The organism is Deltaproteobacteria bacterium, from assembly GCA_018668695.1.
In the GTDB taxonomy this organism is placed as follows: domain Bacteria; phylum Myxococcota; class XYA12-FULL-58-9; order XYA12-FULL-58-9; family JABJBS01; genus JABJBS01.
In genome coordinates this window covers 1-17,400 of sequence record JABJBS010000109.1, presented here as the reverse complement: position 1 = coordinate 17,400, position 17,400 = coordinate 1, and the positions used below count along the sequence as shown (strand labels likewise).

At 49.5% G+C, this 17,400-nt stretch carries 15 protein-coding genes; 8 read left to right on the top strand and 7 right to left on the bottom strand.

The window, feature by feature from the left end:
- On the bottom strand, positions 1-747 hold a 747-nt coding region (locus HOK28_06290), incomplete at its 3' end, for an SPFH domain-containing protein (protein MBT6432683.1).
- A gap of 342 nt (positions 748-1,089) precedes the next feature.
- Here HOK28_06290 and HOK28_06285 point away from each other — a divergent pair.
- The 3 genes from HOK28_06285 (at position 1,090) to HOK28_06275 (ending at position 4,722) form a co-directional block, all read left to right on the top strand.
- Entirely contained in the window at positions 1,090-2,577 is a 1,488-nt protein-coding gene (locus HOK28_06285; GenBank protein MBT6432682.1) for an amidase, read from the top strand.
- A 225-nt stretch (positions 2,578-2,802) separates the two neighbouring features.
- Positions 2,803-3,726 carry a hypothetical protein gene (locus HOK28_06280; GenBank protein ID MBT6432681.1) on the top strand — a complete coding sequence of 308 codons (924 nt, stop codon included), beginning with the start codon at positions 2,803-2,805 and terminating at the stop codon, positions 3,724-3,726.
- A 36-nt stretch (positions 3,727-3,762) separates the two neighbouring features.
- Positions 3,763-4,722, top strand: a complete 960-nt coding sequence (locus tag HOK28_06275) for a hypothetical protein (protein ID MBT6432680.1) — start codon at positions 3,763-3,765, stop codon at positions 4,720-4,722.
- A gap of 29 nt (positions 4,723-4,751) precedes the next feature.
- Here HOK28_06275 and HOK28_06270 read toward each other — a convergent pair whose 3' ends face one another.
- Both HOK28_06270 and HOK28_06265 read right to left on the bottom strand, forming a co-directional pair.
- Positions 4,752-5,249: a GNAT family N-acetyltransferase gene (locus HOK28_06270; protein ID MBT6432679.1), complete on the bottom strand. Its 498-nt coding sequence runs from the start codon at positions 5,247-5,249 to the stop codon at positions 4,752-4,754.
- 56 nt (positions 5,250-5,305) lie between these two features.
- Positions 5,306-5,572 (bottom strand): hypothetical protein, encoded by a 267-nt coding sequence (locus tag HOK28_06265; protein MBT6432678.1) that lies wholly within the window; start codon positions 5,570-5,572, stop codon positions 5,306-5,308.
- A gap of 337 nt (positions 5,573-5,909) precedes the next feature.
- On the opposite strand from HOK28_06265, the gene HOK28_06260 reads away from it, so the two are divergent.
- From HOK28_06260 to HOK28_06245, 4 genes are all read left to right on the top strand, one after another.
- Positions 5,910-6,917, top strand: coding sequence for a hypothetical protein (locus tag HOK28_06260; protein ID MBT6432677.1), 1,008 nt, complete (start codon positions 5,910-5,912; stop codon positions 6,915-6,917).
- A 283-nt stretch (positions 6,918-7,200) separates the two neighbouring features.
- Positions 7,201-7,749: a response regulator gene (locus HOK28_06255; protein ID MBT6432676.1), complete on the top strand. Its 549-nt coding sequence runs from the start codon at positions 7,201-7,203 to the stop codon at positions 7,747-7,749.
- A gap of 49 nt (positions 7,750-7,798) precedes the next feature.
- A complete protein-coding gene (locus tag HOK28_06250; GenBank protein ID MBT6432675.1) occupies positions 7,799-8,419 on the top strand; it encodes a serine/threonine-protein phosphatase in 621 nt (206 codons plus the stop codon).
- Positions 8,420-8,617: 198 nt separating this feature from the next.
- A complete protein-coding gene (locus HOK28_06245) occupies positions 8,618-9,448 on the top strand; it encodes a hypothetical protein (protein MBT6432674.1) in 831 nt (276 codons plus the stop codon).
- A gap of 8 nt (positions 9,449-9,456) precedes the next feature.
- Here the strand turns inward: HOK28_06245 and HOK28_06240 are convergent, their stop codons facing one another.
- The 3 genes from HOK28_06240 to HOK28_06230 form a co-directional block, all read right to left on the bottom strand.
- Complete coding sequence (locus HOK28_06240; protein ID MBT6432673.1) at positions 9,457-10,857, bottom strand: hypothetical protein; 1,401 nt, start codon at positions 10,855-10,857, stop codon at positions 9,457-9,459.
- A 322-nt stretch (positions 10,858-11,179) separates the two neighbouring features.
- Positions 11,180-12,571 (bottom strand): class II fumarate hydratase, encoded by a 1,392-nt coding sequence (gene fumC, locus HOK28_06235; GenBank protein MBT6432672.1) that lies wholly within the window; start codon positions 12,569-12,571, stop codon positions 11,180-11,182.
- Positions 12,572-12,852: 281 nt separating this feature from the next.
- A complete protein-coding gene (locus HOK28_06230; GenBank protein ID MBT6432671.1) occupies positions 12,853-14,673 on the bottom strand; it encodes an ABC transporter ATP-binding protein in 1,821 nt (606 codons plus the stop codon).
- Between the two features lie 244 nt (positions 14,674-14,917).
- Here HOK28_06230 and HOK28_06225 point away from each other — a divergent pair, with 244 nt between their 5' ends.
- Positions 14,918-16,414, top strand: coding sequence for a hypothetical protein (locus HOK28_06225; protein ID MBT6432670.1), 1,497 nt, complete (start codon positions 14,918-14,920; stop codon positions 16,412-16,414).
- Between the two features lie 24 nt (positions 16,415-16,438).
- Here the strand turns inward: HOK28_06225 and HOK28_06220 are convergent.
- A partial coding sequence (locus HOK28_06220) for a hypothetical protein (protein MBT6432669.1) occupies positions 16,439-17,400 on the bottom strand: 962 nt, incomplete at its 5' end.

Here is a 17,400-nt window from a genome sequence, read left to right as displayed (position 1 = left end):
GCCCTGAGCTTGTAGTTCGGCCAGTCGCGCTTCCTTAGCCCGCTCGGCCCTAAAACCTCTTTGCAGTGTTTCCCATAGCGTGCTGGAGCTTACTACAGCCTCCTTGATTTGAACCGTAACGATACGCAGACCCAACCCTGCGGTTCCATCTTCGCCCTCTGCAACTGCTCGCAAGCGCCTCGTGAGTTCTTCAATGATGGGCTGCTTATCTGATAAAATGGCATCAATACTCATCGTCGCCACGGTATCTTTCAGTGTCGCTTCAGCCTGCTGGCTGAGCTGAATATTCGTCACCTTCATAGGGTCGCGTTGATTCGACAGATCAAGCCGCTGATAGGCCTTTTCAAAGTCGTCTATCATCCACTGAACATAGGCCTGAACCATCACACCTTGCCTCTCAGTGGAGACACAATTGGCATTTACTAAAATCGTTTGGATAGCGGCAGGCGCCACAAAGAATGCATCACGCATGGGGTTGAACCTAAACGATACTCCAAGACCACAATGAACAGGTTCTGCATGGCCTTGCCTCGTATGAACAACAAAAGCATTAGGGGGAACGATTACAGTTTTGAAAGGCCAGATGCCTGTCACTCTTGTATTCACAACTGCGCCAAGACTCTCACCTTCCGTATATTCATTAGCGCTTGTTGATCTGAGCTTCTGCTGAATCTCCTCAGTGCCTGCCTGGACTCTCTCGAGATATTCATTTTTCATGACGCTCCCTTTCTTGCTTGGTCTCCTCATTCCCTCTTTCTTTTTAATAGTAGCAAGCACAAACCAAAAATGGATCTCAAAAATGATTCACCAAAGCTCTTATTTGCAAAATAAGAACGCGCTGATGTGAGCGCCATCACAAAAACTATTTCGCAATGTGAGATTGATCACAATCAACACGAACTAAACTTCATCCGCTGAGCGCAGACCGATAAAGTTTGAACGCTTAAAAATCTAAAATATCGATAATCCGGTACTCATTTAAGGAGAATGTGTGGAGCTTGGCCTCATTCTTTCAACCTTCAGCCCATGACAACTTGCGCATAGGTGTTGTTTAGAGCGATACAGGTAGAAGCCATAGAGGAGGCACCGATGTTATTACCTGAATATGACCAAATGGACGCTATTGGATTGGCCAAACTTGTAGCGAAGGGTGATATAAGCGCCGCAGAAGTGCTCGATGCCGCTATCGAACGAATTGAGACGCGCAACCCTGCTCTAAACGCTGTCAACTACAAAGCTTATGATGCGGCACGAGAAGCAATCGCAAATGGGTTACCCGACGGGCCGTTTAAGGGAGTTCCCTTTTTATTAAAAGACCTGGGGTTTGCTTGGGCTGGGCACCCGCTCACTGGCGGCTCACGTTTTACCCGTAACTATGTACCGAATTACACCAGCCACCTTGTTCAGCGCTTCATCGATTCAGGCCTTGTTATTTTAGGTAAAACCAACGTCCCCGAATATGGTCTCATGGGAATTACCGAGCCTAAGCTCTTCGGACCGACACGAAATCCATGGAACCTTGATCATACCCCTGGTGGTTCCTCTGGTGGCGCATCTTCAGCTGTTGCAGCGCGAATGGTTCCCATGGCTCACGCTGGTGACGGCGGCGGCTCAATCAGAATACCATCATCACACTGTAATTTGTTTGGTATGAAACCCTCGCGAGGCCGAATTAGCTTCGCACCAGATTGTGGCGAATCTTGGTCCAGCTTCGTCTCCCCACACGTCCTCACCCACTCAGTACGAGACAGTGCTGCTATGCTCGATGCGATCTCGGGCATGGTTCCAGGCGATCCCTACACAGCGCCGGTTCAGACAAAACCCTTTCTTAAAGCAGTAACCGCTAGGCCCAAAAAGCTTCGAATCGCATATTGGGCGCGGCCCCTCTTTGGCTCAAGCTCTCATCCCGACTGTGAGATGGCCCTTGGGCAAGCGGTGGCCCATCTCAAAGACCTCGGGCACACCGTAGAGACTGCATGCCCCACTTACGACCGTGAAACCCTCATACGCTCTTATTGGACCATCATCACGACCAGTCTTGCACACGCCATGGAATCAACGGTCGCCGTCATGGGGCGCCAACCCACCGAAGAAGAAATTGAAACTCCGTCCTGGTTCCTAGGCGAGATTGGTAAGAAAACACCCGCCCTTGAACTTGTTCGAGCACGGTCTGCTATTCACCAAGCCTCCAGAGATGTTGCAGCGTTTTTCAGCGATTACGACGTATTCCTAACACCAACAGTTGCTAAGCCTGCTGTACGTGTTGGGGAGCTTGGGCTTAAGAAGTGGGAGGAAATTGGCTCGCGCTTACTACGCCGAGTGGGTACCAAGGGTATTCTTGACGCTGTTTTAGGCGAGATTGCTCGCGACGCCCTGGATGCAACACCCAATACTCAGCTCTTTAATCAAACGGGGCAGCCCGCCATGTCGGTGCCCATGGGCTGGTCTAAAGCGGAAAAGCTTCCACTTGGCGTCCAGATGGTGGGTCGTTACGGCGAAGAGTCCTTACTCTTTAACTTGGCAGGACAAATAGAAAAGGCCAACCCGTGGGCACAGCACACTCCTGATTGCGTTTAAGAGCCTCGAGTTAAATCTCATCGAGAACATATAATTCCTAAAATCATGCCTATTGGTTAAGACTCTAAAATTAGCCTCCATTGCGCCTGCATAAATATCCAGTTCAGTCTAAACTATAACTGTCCAATTCAATTTCGTACGCTGGACTCTAAGTTGAAAAAGTCGTTCATGGGGGAATCATGATTCGACGTTTAATGGTAGCCGCTGCTTTTCTCGGCCTTCTGGTTGCATGCAGCGGGCGACAACCTCGATACAGAAGAGTCCTTTTGCGGCTTATGTACCGACCGAGTCACGTCCGACCTTCAACCACCGCAAGCAACCGTACCCACAAACTGGCAAGAAGAAGTCTCCGAACCAATGTGGGAGTTTACCAGTGACAATCACAATTGGTGGCGTGGAACCGACGGCGGACGCGGCGGCCCATTCCCCCGACATTCCCTGCTCGGTTCTCTCGAGGATATTCTTAAGGCTTACAGCAGTCCCTTGTATGACCTCAATCCCGACATTCCTTGGGCAGCTCCGGGCGTCACGGAGCAATGGTTGGCGACCTCTGGTGAAGAGCGTTGTGCCAATCCTATTGTGCAACAAAACTTTTACCACGCAGAGTATAACCCCAAGGGTGAATACCCTGTAATCACTTTTTGCGACGGTAGCCAAGGAGACCCCTCTTCTATCCCGGAAGCATTTTTGGCGAGGCTTACACCCGGGACACCCCGCACCACGTCACAGGCAATGTTTCTGGCTGTAGATATCAATCAAAACGACCGCCGCGATTATGGGGAACCGATGTTTTATAACTCCTCGGGTCGTTATAACGATTTTGGTTCCGACGGAATCCCCAGTGATCTTGAAGAAAATTACGACCGGGTGACCAACCCTGATCCGGCGGGAGACGATTACGACCCCTTCACCAACACCGAGGGCACAGAGAAAAATTACTGGTACGGCCCAGGAGAAACCTACCTTGACCATGGAATAGATGGCGTGGCGGAGACCGGAGAGCAAAGCCATAAATTCTACGATGACTTCTATGAATTGGTAGCTCTAATCAATGAGCGTTACCGCACCCTAGATCCTCAGACCGTCGATATGGATACAGGATTGGTCATCGATGAGCCTACTCCCAACCAGAGGCTGCTCGTTTTTTAGATTGAGTTCACGTGTCTTTCGGGGTTATCTGCAAATATGAACCAAATATTTCCAGATCTGACGCCATACGTTCACGTGTTGCAGCTTAATTTGGAAAAATTAACGCGACAGGGAAAACCAATTCCCAGAACCATTGTCCAGTGGACCGGATTCTCGTCATGGTCCATCAAAAACTTTTGCGAAAAACCGCTCGATGCAGATCTCACTCAATACATCAGAGACGAGGCTTCAGATTGGGCTACTGAATACCTGGCCGAATTGGCGAAAGAGTCTCTAGCTTCATCTACGCTCGCATATGTGAATTCTATCAATCCGTTTAGTATTTTGAATCCACTGGCCGCTGCCGCTCAGACCGTTTGGACCAACATGGGCCTCGACCGTGCAATGTCCTCGATCTGGCAGGACGCTCATAGCGAGTATCAATGGCTCAACAATTTTAACGACATGGATTTAAGTACCTTCAACTGTGATTGTGATGGCAGAGGAAAACGCTGCCCCTTGTCTGGAATAGAAAACCGAATACAACAAGATGTACTCGACGACAAGACGTTCAGTGCTGCGGCCACCGGTACCGCCAAGACAATCATGGCGGGTTCAGGGGAGGCAGCTGAATCGATTAACTTGGTCAAAGACATTCTCGAAAGCGCTCAGGGATTTCAGCAAGAATTATCTCAGATTGCCCAATTTGCGAATGATGCTCCAACCGAGGCATGCATCGCCCTTTATCAAGGCATGGCGGCACCAACGAGAACCCTGATTACCGAATTACATCAATCAGCCACGCGCGGTACATCGGGTAAAGGCTGTAAACGGTCACAGGCGTCTATCGCACTCATCTTAGGAGAGCTCACCATGACTGCGAATGGCGGCATCCTATACGACAATCCCAATGTGATTGGGCAAGACTTCACCGCTTATCCGAAAACTCTAGCTGTTTTATCCAATCCAGCTGGGATCTGCTTCGTGGCCGGGGCACTACATGGCTTAAGTGTCTAAAGCTCATGTCCAGTGTACCTCTGGAACGGTCACTCAGAGTGTGAGGTCGCTTCACAATCTCTCATCAACATCGCCACAGATGTATTCTCGTGGTCTAAGACACCAACTTGTTTAAAATGGTGGCGGCTATGAAAACGCATCGAGCCGGGATTTGGAGGCTCTAGGTTTACTTCGGCTGCAACCGGCCAGGCTCGCTTATTTGCGTGCTGGATAACCTTTGCATAAAGCTGGCTTCCAATCTTCAAGTCCCGTTGGCTCTTGCCCACTGCGATTCGGTCTACATAAACAAATTTATCGTAGCGCTCGTTGAACCAAGCGTAATTAAGGCTGTCATAACGCGTGCCGGGTGAAAGACAGAGAACAAACCCCACCAATTCACCCCCATGATGTGCGCCCAATGGAAAATCGCAAAGTGACAATAGATCTGTGAGCCGCTCCATAGAAACTTTTCCCACGCCCGGGAGTCCCTCTTCGTTGATACGCCACATTGTCGGAATATCTTTAGTCTGAAGTCTTTCAATTTTCATGGGTAAGAGACTATGCAGGAATCCTGGCTGATTCAAACCTCAAAGCCCTTCTCTACTTATTCATCTGAACCCACATTTATCTCATGTCGGCGTAAGCCAATAGAAACCATGGCGAGAATACCGGCGAGAGAAAAACAAACGTAGGCGACCTCGATACCCATTGCCATTTCAGGCAAGAAATAGCGATGGAGCAATGATTCTGCGAGTAGGAAAAACAGGAAATAGAAAATCAAAGTTCGTGGCTGTTTCCACAACCGAAAGCGAAGTGTCGCAGATGCGGTCAAAACCGCAGCAATGGATGCTGCATTTAGAAAAGACACCATGACAATAAACCTAATTCTCAGTGTACAAGCGAAGCCCCAAAGACTGGGACTGCATATTCAGCAATCTAGAACCCTGTTAGAACCGAAAAGAAGCTAGGTCAACCCAATCTATGACGAAAATAACGAAGCGGTAAGCTCTAGGCTAGATCGGCGCTGGTGCATCAACTGACAATGTAAGAACTTACCTACAACGACCCGTATCTTGGCCTAAGCCTCACAGCAGTTTATCTAAAGGCATTGAGAAAACATCTCACGACTTCTTCCCTACCAAGGTCTTGCTCTCCACTGATTCTGATGTGATACCCTTGGTGAACATCGTCTTTATACTCGGGTTGTTATGTTTAGATTTTTTATCAAACCTTCTCAGAAAATTCTGCTGGTATTGGCTCTTGGCTACACAGTGAGCGGTTGTTTCTTTTATGTCTCACAGAATGAGTACCGCACACCGGCAAACCTAGATCCCATGCCAGAGATTACACAACAAGAGACACTGAAAGTCGTGCTCATGGGCGACACAGGAAAGAATAGCACCCAACGAACCAGGGTATTGCAACAGATAAAGTCCGAAACCAAAGACTACATTATCGCCCTTGGTGATTTGGTCTACCCACATCCCCCGCCCTGCCCAACTGGACAAGTCCTCGAGAAAGACAAAATATTCTACCGGGAACAAGTGGCCAATGGGTTAGAAGGCTTAGGGGCTCCGGTACTCGCCATCCTGGGCAACCACGCATATTACCGTGGTAAGCGAAGCTATATGCAACGGCTCTTTCCTTTTATACCGACTCCTCGGGAAGTGGGAGATAACAAGAACGGACAAGTGGTCGACCCCGCTGCCTGTATGGTCGATTATATGGCCACGCTTCCGAATGTTCACCTGCCCGCGCTAGACTACGGACTGGACTTTGGTGTGGCCCAACTGGCATTTGTCGACACCAACCACCTCGATTCAGATACAGCCAAAATCGTTCATGATACTTTCACCGATAAAACCAGCTGGAACATCCTTCTTGGTCATCATGTCCTCAAGACCTACCATGACAAAGAAAGTGAAGACTATGTTCGCCCATGGCTTCAAGAACATGCCATCGCCCCTGACCTCTACGCCAACGGCCACGCACATGTTTTGCAATTTGGTATTTACAATAATGTTCCTGCCATAACCTCAGGAACAGGTGCCAAACTGCGTGAACGAAAGACCTGCCCTCCCGATTGCGGTGATGGACAGCTCTGGGGTGAGAGCCAACCCGGTTATGCCACACTCACCATCACGGCCACCCGTATTGATGTAGTCTTCAAAAACGACAAGGGTGAAGAACTCTATCAGTGGTTTAAAACGAAGTAAGTCTTTGGGGCGAAACTTCTCAGCCGCCCACCAACGTACTGAATATCCTCAATTATTACAGTGCTAAACGTCCTGAATCTTTGTTTGGCATGAGTACTCTACGGCCGGCTTCGAGTTTACGCTTCTACGGTCACACAGATGCTTATTGAAATCACTTTGAATAATGGCGACACTTATAAAGCAGGTAAAGAGCACTCGTCCTTGCACCCGATGGTTTGTATTGGGCCACAACTGTTCCTGTAGAGCATCAGTAAGACGTATTCACCGAGGTTAACAGGCGCAGATGAAAACAAAAACATCACAGAGCAATGAGGCTGACTCGGGAAATCTATTAAGCCCAGCCGTCCATAATTGTAAAATCCTCGTCGTTGAAGATTCAGCTTCGAGCAGAGACAATATCGAAAAAATCCTAAGGGATGCAGGCTACCAGAACTTGGAGTTTGCCTGTGACGGCGTCGAAGCGATTGAAAAAGTTTCGAGAAACGAGCCAGACCTTATGATCCTGGATATCGTCATGCCCCGTCTCGACGGCTTCAAAGTATGCAACTGGATTCGCTCTCAACCCAACCTTCAGTCTTTACCTATCCTGGTTCAAACAGCTCTCAATGAGCCTGAGCAAAGAGTAAGCGTTTTTACAGTGGGTGCTACCGATATGGTCAGCAAACCTGTCAACGCCGCCGAGCTTCTCGCGCGCGTCAAGATTCACCTTGAAAACATGCTCCTCCTTAGTAACTTGCAGTCCTTTCACGAACGCGTGGAATCAGAACTGACCATGGCGCGAGATATGCAATCCGCGATTTTATCCATCTTTAGAGTTTACGGACCGCATTGAAGCAAAATATGATATCAAAATCAGCTCGCATTTTGAGCCCTCCTCAGAATTGGGCGGAGACTTCTGGGGAATCACAGATCTAGGAACGGGTAAGGTCGCAGTCTTTATTGTCGACTTCTCAGGCCATGGTGTAACCGCTGCGCTCAACACTTTTCGCCTACACACCCTCATTCAAGGACACTTACAAAACTTACAGGACCCCGCCGCATATCTGGCATCGCTCAATGCTAAGGTTTGCCCACTCCTTGCAACACAGCAATACGCCACGATGCTCTACGGAGTTATCGACACCGACCGCGACTTATTCACCTACGCAACCGCGGCGTCACCATCACCACTTTTTGGCAACGACCAGTCTAAATCTATCAGCACTGGTGATGGCACGGGTTTTTTCCTGGGAAGCTTCCCAAAATCGGAATATGAAAATCGCGAAGTACCTTTCCCGAAGGGTTCTTTTTTGATGATTCACAGCGATGCCCTGGTTGAAGCGCCCTGCGAAGGCGCACCTTATGGTATAGAGGAAGCCGGACTCGTTACCATGATGGAAAAGCAGCTTGAAAAAGGAAGCCACGAAAACCTGTTGCGCGATACGCTGGTTGATTTTTACGGCACCGCCTCCTTCCCGCTCCCAGACGATCTGACGGCACTTTTCGCTTACCGAAAACCTTAAACTCTTCATATTTAATTGCCCTCTTCGCTTTATGGGTATTACTTCGTGAACCGTAAGTTGATTAATCGGTACCAAATCAAGTGGCGTTACACGCGCGTCCTCACCAAGCGCAACTTTATCCTTTATAACACCTGAAATTCACGGTCTTATAACAGTCACCATTCAACGATGAGTGGGTAAATATCCTTGGAGACTAAAATGTCCTTGTTTACTCCGATTAAATCGTATTCATCTTTTCGAAGGGTTGCCTTGGCGCAGTGGGACGACTGTACAGAAGCCACCATACAAGGAGCTCTTTACCTCGATGTCACCCAAACCAGCGAGTACCTAAAGAAACTCAAAGAGGACCATCAAGAGTCCGTCTCCTACGGTGTACTCGTCGGTAAGGCCGTAACTCACGCGCTCACGGCAATGCCTGAAATCAATGCAAAAATTTTCGGTAGGAAAATCTATAAAAAGCGAACCTTCGATATCTTTTATCAGGTTGATATCAATGAAGGCAGTGACCTCTCTGGCGTGGTCGTGACCGATACCGATCAAAAGTCTCTACCCGACATCGCCCGGTTTCTTCGTGAAAGAGCCGAAAAGCTTCGTAGCGGTAAAGATGAGCAATATGAGAAAACACAAAAGGGCGGACTTTTCAAAGTGTTGCCAATCTGGTGTTTGGCACTGCTTTTTAAACTCTACGCTTTTTTATTGTACCGGGTGAAAGTACCACCCCGTTGGCTCGGTGCTGACCTTCAGGATCCCTTTGGCTCAGTCATGGTTACCAATGTTGGGAGATTCGGTGTCGATGTGGCTTATGCACCGCTAATACGCTGGACCCATGTCCCATTGATTATATTGGTGGGTACCGCTCGAGACATGCCCAGCGTGGTTGACGGCGAACTTTGCGTACGTAAGATGTTACCCGTTAGCGCAACCATCGATCACAGACTGCTCGACGGCGCGCACGTGGGTAAGCTCTCTAAAATCATGCGGTCCTATGTGGAAGATCCTGCAGGCTTCGAGAAAAGCCTTGATAGCTAGTTTCGCGTCTACTCTTCCGGACAATCGAAAAAGAACGGTATCGCCATAAACGGTTCCAAACGCATGGGTTCATCAATCACGAGGTCACCGTCATCCTCAATTGTTACAGGGCTTAAACCAATCCAGTCCTTGCCGCATGGCGTGGGGTCTCCCCCACCTTCGACATAGACCACAACGGTGAAGGTATAGTCCGCAGGCAGATCAAGTCCTGCTAGACTGATGGGACTGATTTCATACTCCACTTGATCGCCCAAAACGAATTCATCGCCAATCTCTAGACCATTGTTCAAAATGAGACTCGGCGCCACAAAAATGGGCTGAAAGATATTAGGCCCATAAAGAATTGGCGCGACCTTTAGCGGCACACCTTCAAAGTCTTCCGGGATATCCAGAACAAACTTTACGCTGCTTGCCTGGGCACCATCGTTGCCTTCTTCTGGGTCATCCCCAGGAACAATAGGGTCTAGGCCCATAAAGAAATCCCAAATCACCGGGTTTGCCCACTGCGGCCATTCATGGCCCCGGCTATGCTCGCAATATAAAGTTGGGTAATCCGGCATGCATCCCACAAACTCGTCACACTCGGAGTAACCTGAAGAGCCAACGCTCTCGACATCATCACACTGGTTCACCGTGAGCCAATGCGCACGTACGGCAGCCGCAGCCTCTTCTCGCGCAACAATATCAGCCGTGCCCTGAATCTGAATCACAGCGACACGGCCTTCGCACTCTGTAAATGTTCCAGTTCCTGCGATAGGCGCTATTGCTCGAAATCTATCGCCGAGATAGCAACCAATAGCATGGGTACCCCCGCCACCTGCGCTAAAACCGGCTGCAAAGACCATGGCCGGGTCCACGCAGTAATCAGCCTCCAGCTTCGTAAGGAGGGCATCGATGAATTCCATATCGGTGGAGTTATTCCACTGCTCACCTTCCCCATCCGGAAACACCTGCAGCGCATCGTCGTCGATAACATTCTCAAACTGAGACCGAACATTGTTTCCTGTTTCATTGAGGCCGTGTAGCGCAAAGAGCACCGGGTAAGCCCTTGAAGAGTCATAATTCGTAGGCAATTTGACCTGGTAACGGCGGCTCACTCCATCAAGCTCTAGGAGTCTCTCCTGACTGCTTGAGTCGTAGACAGCCAAGTCACAACCCAGGCTTCGTCTTGGGTCTCTTCCATCGGTTTGATTTTCCTCCTCGGGCGATGAATCCACCGGTGTTTCTTCTTCTAAATCACCGAGGCCATCATCGTTTTCAAGATCCGTATTTTCGTCTTCAGCTGTAGTTTCGGCCGCTTCCGTAGCGCTCACCACTTCATCCGGTGATGAGGGCGGCTGCGTTTGAGCTGAGCAACCAACTCCTGAGGTGAGAAGTAAGAGGGCTATCAATTGCCTGGCACTATTCATCAAATGCTCCCAAATAGTAGAAAGTAGAAGGCACGACTTTAAGCAAAGTGTTTTGTCAGAACGCTGTGTATTCGTCCAGCTGGTTTTGACGAATTACGAATATAGCGCGGCGTACCCCACCCTGCACCGGCAGCACCAGCAACATAAAGTCTCATCTTGACGTATACTTAGGGGAGTCCTACCCGCTAAAGGAGGATTAAGATCAGGCGCTCGGTTAATCCTATCGGTTAACCTTGTCAACGAAGAGCAACGATTTAAACGGAGGGAGACATGGGGCCTGCACCATCAAGTGGCTCGGCCCTCTTTGCCACAGAAGCTCTCTTTAAGCCTTGGGTCCAACCATGGTCTCAGGCTTCACGGCATCGATAAACTGCTGCTCTGTAAGAAGCTCAAGCTCAAGGGCTGCGTCCAGTAGACGCGTACCATCTTTATAGGCTTTCTTCGCAATCTTGGCTGCATTGTCATAACCGATAACGGGATTCAAAGCCGTAACCAACATTAAGGAGTTGGTTAAGTTTGCCTGAATACTCTCTGGAACAGGCTCGATACCGTATGCACAGTTCTTCTCGAAAGACTCGCAGCTATCGGCCAAAAGGCGAACAGAATTGAGTAGATTGAAAATCATAACCGGCTTGTAAACGTTGAGTTCAAAGTTTCCAGAACCCCCCGCCACACTCACTGCCATATCGTTGCCCATGACCTGCGCACACACCATGGTCAGTGCTTCAGCTTGAGTGGGGTTTACCTTGCCCGGCATAATCGAGCTTCCCGGCTCATTCTCAGGAATCTTAATTTCACCGATTCCGCAACGAGGACCACTGGCTAACCAGCGAATGTCGTTGGCCACTTTCATGAGAACTGCCGCTAGAACCTTCGTCGCTGAACTTGCGATAACCACCGCATCGTGACCTGCAAGAGCCGCAAACTTGTTGGGCGCTGTAACAAAAGAATAACCCGTTGCGGTAGCAATATTCGCTGCTACCGTCTCTGCGAAATCAGGATGCGTGTTGAGCCCTGTTCCTACGGCCGTTCCACCTTGAGCCAACTGATAAAGATGCTTGAGAGAGTCCTCAATGGCAACTGTAGCCATATCAAGCTGTGCTACATAACCAGAAAACTCCTGTCCAAGAGTCAGCGGCGTTGCATCCTGAAGATGCGTACGTCCTATTTTCACGATGTCTGTGAAAGCCTTCGCTTTTCCGTCGAGGGTATCACGAAGCTTCTTGACCATAGGCAATAGACGCTCGTGAATCTGGCAAACGGCGGCTACATGCATCACGGTCGGAAATGTATCGTTCGAGGATTGAGACATATTCACATGGTCATTCGGGTGAACTGGGCTCTTGGTTCCCATCTCTCCGCCCATCATTTCGATGGCACGGTTTGAAATCACTTCGTTAGAATTCATGTTGCTTTGTGTGCCGCTACCTGTTTGCCAAACCGACAATGGGAAGTGGTCATCCAGCTTGCCTTCAATCACTTCGTCAGCAGCCTTCAACATCGACTCAGCCAGCTTTGCATCCAGCTTACCGAGGCTCTGGTTCGCCTGTGCACAAGACTTCTTCACAACGCCAAGAGCCTTAATGACTTCTCTAGGGAACTTATCGGTTCCGATGGCAAAGTTATGCAAAGACCGCTGAGTTTGTGCTCCCCAGTAACGGTCCACAGCAACTTCAATTTCGCCCATCGTATCTTTTTCAACTCGTATACTCATCGTTGTTTTCCCTGCTGGTCTGACGTGAATTTCTACATAGATCGGGCCAGGCCGAATCTATGCTGCCTTAAAACAGCTGGAAACTAGCCCCTTCGTGGCGATGAATCAATGGCCGGTGACTGAAACAGGATGCGAAATAGAAAATTATCGAAAAGCCAAGAAGCCACCGCGATCTCATCAATTTTATTGAGAATAAATGACTTTTCCAATGATTCACTGGGGCTAGATTAGCGGGCTGACGCTCTTAAAACGCTTAGCTTGCTCAAGCTTAAGTGATGCGCTTACTGATACCCACGAGCCTGAAGCTTGAAGAGATGTGCGTAGAGTTCGTCCGCTTCCATAAGCTCCTGATGCGTACCCGACTCAACTATTTTCCCAAGGTGTAAAACCAAAATCTGGTCGGCCATTCGAACTGTACTGAAACGGTGACTTATCAAAATCGCCATTTGCTTATCGGTCATATCGGTAAGTCGCTGAAAAATCTCTGCCTCAGCCTCTGCATCCATAGCCGCCGTGGGCTCATCTAAGACAAGAATATCAGCCTCATGCCGCATCAACGCACGAGAGAGTGCAATCTTTTGCCACTGCCCGATACTTAATTCTCGGCCTCCCTTAAACCACCGGCCCAATTGCGTCTCGTATTCATCTGGCATCGCCTCAATAAAAGGGGCGGCCATCCCTCGCGTGGCTGCAGTCTTGATCCGTGATTGGTCATCAATGTACTCAACATCTCCTACGCCAATATTCTCCCCAACCTTAAATTGAAATCGAACAAAGTCTTGAAAAATGACAGAGATTCGGGCACGAAGAGCATCAATGTGCCACTCTTCAAGTGGCTTACCTTCAAGCAAGATTCGGCCATGACTTGGGCTATAAAGCCTGGTCATCAATTTAATCAACGTTGTCTTACCCGACCCATTATGACCCACCAAAGCCAGACGGGTGCCGGGCGTTAGATGAAAGCTGACCTTATCGAGCGCTGGGTCATCTGAATCGGGATAAGTAAAAGACACTTCCTCAAATCGAATCCCATCCTCCGGTGCCGGGCCTCGCAGCGCATCGCCGACCACAACCGGACTCTCCTGCTCGAGGAATTCGTAGAGGTTGGAAAGGTATAGGTTGTCTTCATACATTCCACCGATGGCTTGTAAAATCGCACTGAAGGTACCCTGGCCTTGGCGGAAAACCACGAGGTACATCGTCATATCACCAAGACTAATCTTCTTCGCTACGGCAGAGAGCACCACCCAGGCATAAGCCCCATAGAGTGCGCCCAGTGACAAGAGCCCCAACAAGAATCCCCAAAATCCACGCCGCAAAGTAAGGTCACGGTCCTCACTGTAGAGCAGCTTAAAGATGGCTCGATAGCGACCGACGAGTTCCGCGCCTAAGCCAAAGAGTTTGACCTCCTTGGCATAATCTTCACGCGCTAAAACCGTTTCCAAGTACATTTGTTTGCGAGTCTCGGGGGAGCGCCATCGAAAAAGTCTAAACCCTTCGCCCGCAAATCGCGTTTCAGCAATAAAGGATGGAATAGCGGCCACCAATAAAATCAAAACCGCCCAGGGTGAAAAAGCCAACAAGAGTGCGCCGTACGTCACCAGGGCTATGGTGTTTTGAACAAGTCCAAAGGTTCGTTTTACCAATGAGAGTGGCCTGGATGAAGCCTCTCTACGTGCACGGGTTAACTTGTCATAAAAGTCAGCATCTTCGAATTGCGATAAACTAAGGGTTAAAGCCTTATCAAGTATCATCACGTTTACCCGGTGCCCGAGTTGTGCACGCAAAAGAGACTGAACCACGACAAGTCCTCGCTGCATTCCCACCAAGGCAACCACAAGAACAGCTTCAAGCGCCAGCCACTGCAGCGCTACATCAGAATTCCCGTCCACGACCGAATCGATAAGCTTCTTACCTATCCAAGCGATACTCGCGGGTAAGAGACCCGCCACAATGGTAAGCAATGCCAAAGCGACCGTAAGTTGCCGGGAAGTTCTCCAAACCAAATCGATGGCTCGAAGTGAGTAAACGGAGAGACCTCCCAGACGCGTCCAAAAACCGGGTCCAGCAACCGGCGGCGCCGCTTTGTGATGATTCAGCATTCCGGGAGCATAAAGACGAGAGCCTGTCCGGCGCAAGTCGGTAATCATTTCTTCAGCGGCGCTTACCCTGCTTTATCTAAAGAAGAGTCCGTAGAGAGGATCGCAAAGCCTTGATAAGTGGAATTCCACGAGAGAACAGGACACTTTACTATATTCAATATATGCGTGTTTTGCTTTCCATTTACTGAATAACAACCTATTTTTTCTTAGCTGAATGTTCTGTTGTTCAATGAAGGAGTTCACCATGAGAAGCATCAAATTTCTGTTCTTGATCTTATTGGCTGGAGTTTACTTTGGCGCTTGTTCGTCATCGGATGACAGTGACACCGAAGAGAACTGCGAACTCACCGACACATGCGATGATATGAGTGATCCCAGTGATTCGGATGAAACCGATGCAAGTGAAACCGACAACAGTGATAGCAGCGACGGTAACTCGTGCTCCACTGATGCGGATTGCTCTTACAATGGGAATTGCTCATCCGGTGCATGCGCCTGCACAAGTCCCTGGCGAGGAGAAAACTGCAATCAACTTACCATGGGCGAGGTAGACAAGAGCGTGTACGGGTACCGCGCAGGATTTCCCTATACGACTAGCTGGGGCGGCAGCGCACAGTTCGATGATGTAAGTGGCAAATACGTGATGCTTGTATCAGAGTATGTAGAAGAGTGCGCAAACTGGGGCTGGAATTCTACGGTTGTTCTTGCAACCTCTGATGCGCCAGAAGGTCCCTATGAGAAAGAGTTCACCCTCTTTGGCGTAATGTCTCATGAGGCCATGCTGGCCCGCGCCCCGTCTGGAGAGTGGGTTGTTTATTTTACGGGGGTTGAACAAGACAACAACCGCCCCCGAATGGGAGCCGATGGATACGATGAAGATGAAGTCTGTGTTCGCCCCGACTATGATTCTCCTTGCGAATGCCCGGGTGACCCGGACAAGGGCTCCAAGGATCCTACTTGGATGAGCTTTACCTCGACCCCACTCAACTATGAGAGCTGGGCGACACCGGTAAAAATATTCGACCCAGGCAATCATTTCTCGGACTCTGTTCCCGATGGAACAAGAGCCGAGAGTATCGATGCCAACTTCAACGGTGTCATCAAGTCTGATGGCTCCTTTGTAGGACTCTGGAGAACCTGGCAATGCGCAGGTGACTTAGTCTCACCCTGGGCTGAACGGCTTGAGGGTGCTAACCCTGATACATGCTTCAGTGTGCCCCACGCCATCAACGCAAGTGACTGGGAAGACTCATCCACCTACGAGATCAACTCGCAAAAAAGTGACCTCGATTGGCTCTTCGCCGAACAATACTACGTGGACCCCACTGAGCATCTCGCCATTGGTATTGAGGATCCTATGATCTACGTAGACAACCGAAGCCCCGCGGTCTTCCATGCAATCTTTCACGAAATGTTTGTACCCACCGACAATGTTTCACACGCCTATTCTACCGACGGGGTTGAATGGACTTATACAGGTACTGTGTTCGATACATCACCGGAAACCAATATGCCCATGGCCACTTTTACCGATGGCGAACAAGCTGGTCTTGCGTGTGAGCGCCCACAGCTTTTGGTGGAAAACGGAGTGCCCACGCACATTATCATCGGAGGCATTCCCACGGGTCTTGGCGAGGACGCAGCCTTTACAAATGCTGCTTCTATGGACATCTTTGACCAGGTCGACAACACGGGCTGGCCGGGCGGCGCCACCATGGTCATCCCATTGGTCGGCGATTAGAAGATACCCAATTTGAGAAAATGTTCATAGCGTCTTCGGAGGCGGTAAATGTTTTTGCCAGTGCTGAGCGATGCCTAAGTGCTTTTCACGCACATTCGATAAGTCGGGATCACCTGGGTCAATCACATAGATATGTCCCGATGACGGCTCAAAAATTGTTTGAAAGTCTGGTATCTCTTGTTTCTCTAAATGAGATACAATCGTCAAGAGGTCAGCACCCGCAATATCCTTCATTGCATTTTGGGCGCTACGCTTAGGCCGTTGAGACTTCGGTAAATCTCTTCCCTCAATCTTGTCACAAACTGTACCGCTGAACGCTCTAAAGTTTTTCTTATCGGTTTCAATGCCGTCAATGCGTTGCTCTAAAAAGAAACGACACGGCTCGCCTCGCTCAGTTGCCTCGGCCATATAGTCAGATACCTGATTCGAAACCCCGCCCGCACCGTCGCTTGGAAAGCCTATCTCCGGCACCAAGACTCCTGCATTGCGAAGCGCTATAAGCTGGCCAACCTCAGCGCTTTGTGCCCGCCAATTCATTCCTTCGAACCCTTCGCGTGATGCCAAAATTACCCACTCCCCTGCTCCTTGAGCCAACAAGTCTTTGTTCGCAGGATTATCCGCATCCAAAACATAAGCTCGCTTGTTCATGCCTTTTCCGAGCTGTTCGCAGCGAGACGTGAGTTCTGTCCCAGCAAGAGCCTGAAAAAGTGCATCAAAGGTTGTGGGCGTTAAACCAGTTGTGGATATCTCGATTGCTTCACTTACTGCCGAGACCGATGGCTTCTCGAGTAATTTCGTGGCCTGGGTAAGACTCGCTAAGTCATCAAGAGCTGGCATTTTGATAGAAGGAGACGATTCCGTATCCACCTTTGACTCAGCACTTGGCTTGCGAAGCCCCTGAAATGACCTCTCGTGCTCACCTCTTGCCTGACCGGTAAACTTCTCAAGTTGTGATGGACTTATTTCAATCGAAACAGAGTCAGCAG

Bases quoted from the DNA above. Each gene is read 5' to 3' on its own strand.
- HOK28_06285 (MBT6432682.1), top strand. From the start codon at position 1,090: ATGTTATTACCTGAATATGACCAAATGGACGCTATTGGATTGGCCAAA.
- HOK28_06275 (MBT6432680.1), top strand. From the start codon at position 3,763: ATGAACCAAATATTTCCAGATCTGACGCCATACGTTCACGTGTTGCAG.
- HOK28_06270 (MBT6432679.1), bottom strand. From the start codon at position 5,249: ATGAAAATTGAAAGACTTCAGACTAAAGATATTCCGACAATGTGGCGT.
- HOK28_06265 (MBT6432678.1), bottom strand. From the start codon at position 5,572: ATGGTGTCTTTTCTAAATGCAGCATCCATTGCTGCGGTTTTGACCGCA.
- HOK28_06260 (MBT6432677.1), top strand. From the start codon at position 5,910: ATGTTTAGATTTTTTATCAAACCTTCTCAGAAAATTCTGCTGGTATTG.
- HOK28_06255 (MBT6432676.1), top strand. From the start codon at position 7,201: ATGAAAACAAAAACATCACAGAGCAATGAGGCTGACTCGGGAAATCTA.
- HOK28_06245 (MBT6432674.1), top strand. From the start codon at position 8,618: ATGTCCTTGTTTACTCCGATTAAATCGTATTCATCTTTTCGAAGGGTT.
- HOK28_06240 (MBT6432673.1), bottom strand. From the start codon at position 10,857: ATGAATAGTGCCAGGCAATTGATAGCCCTCTTACTTCTCACCTCAGGA.
- fumC (MBT6432672.1), bottom strand. From the start codon at position 12,571: ATGAGTATACGAGTTGAAAAAGATACGATGGGCGAAATTGAAGTTGCT.
- HOK28_06230 (MBT6432671.1), bottom strand. From the start codon at position 14,673: ATGCTGAATCATCACAAAGCGGCGCCGCCGGTTGCTGGACCCGGTTTT.
- HOK28_06225 (MBT6432670.1), top strand. From the start codon at position 14,918: ATGAGAAGCATCAAATTTCTGTTCTTGATCTTATTGGCTGGAGTTTAC.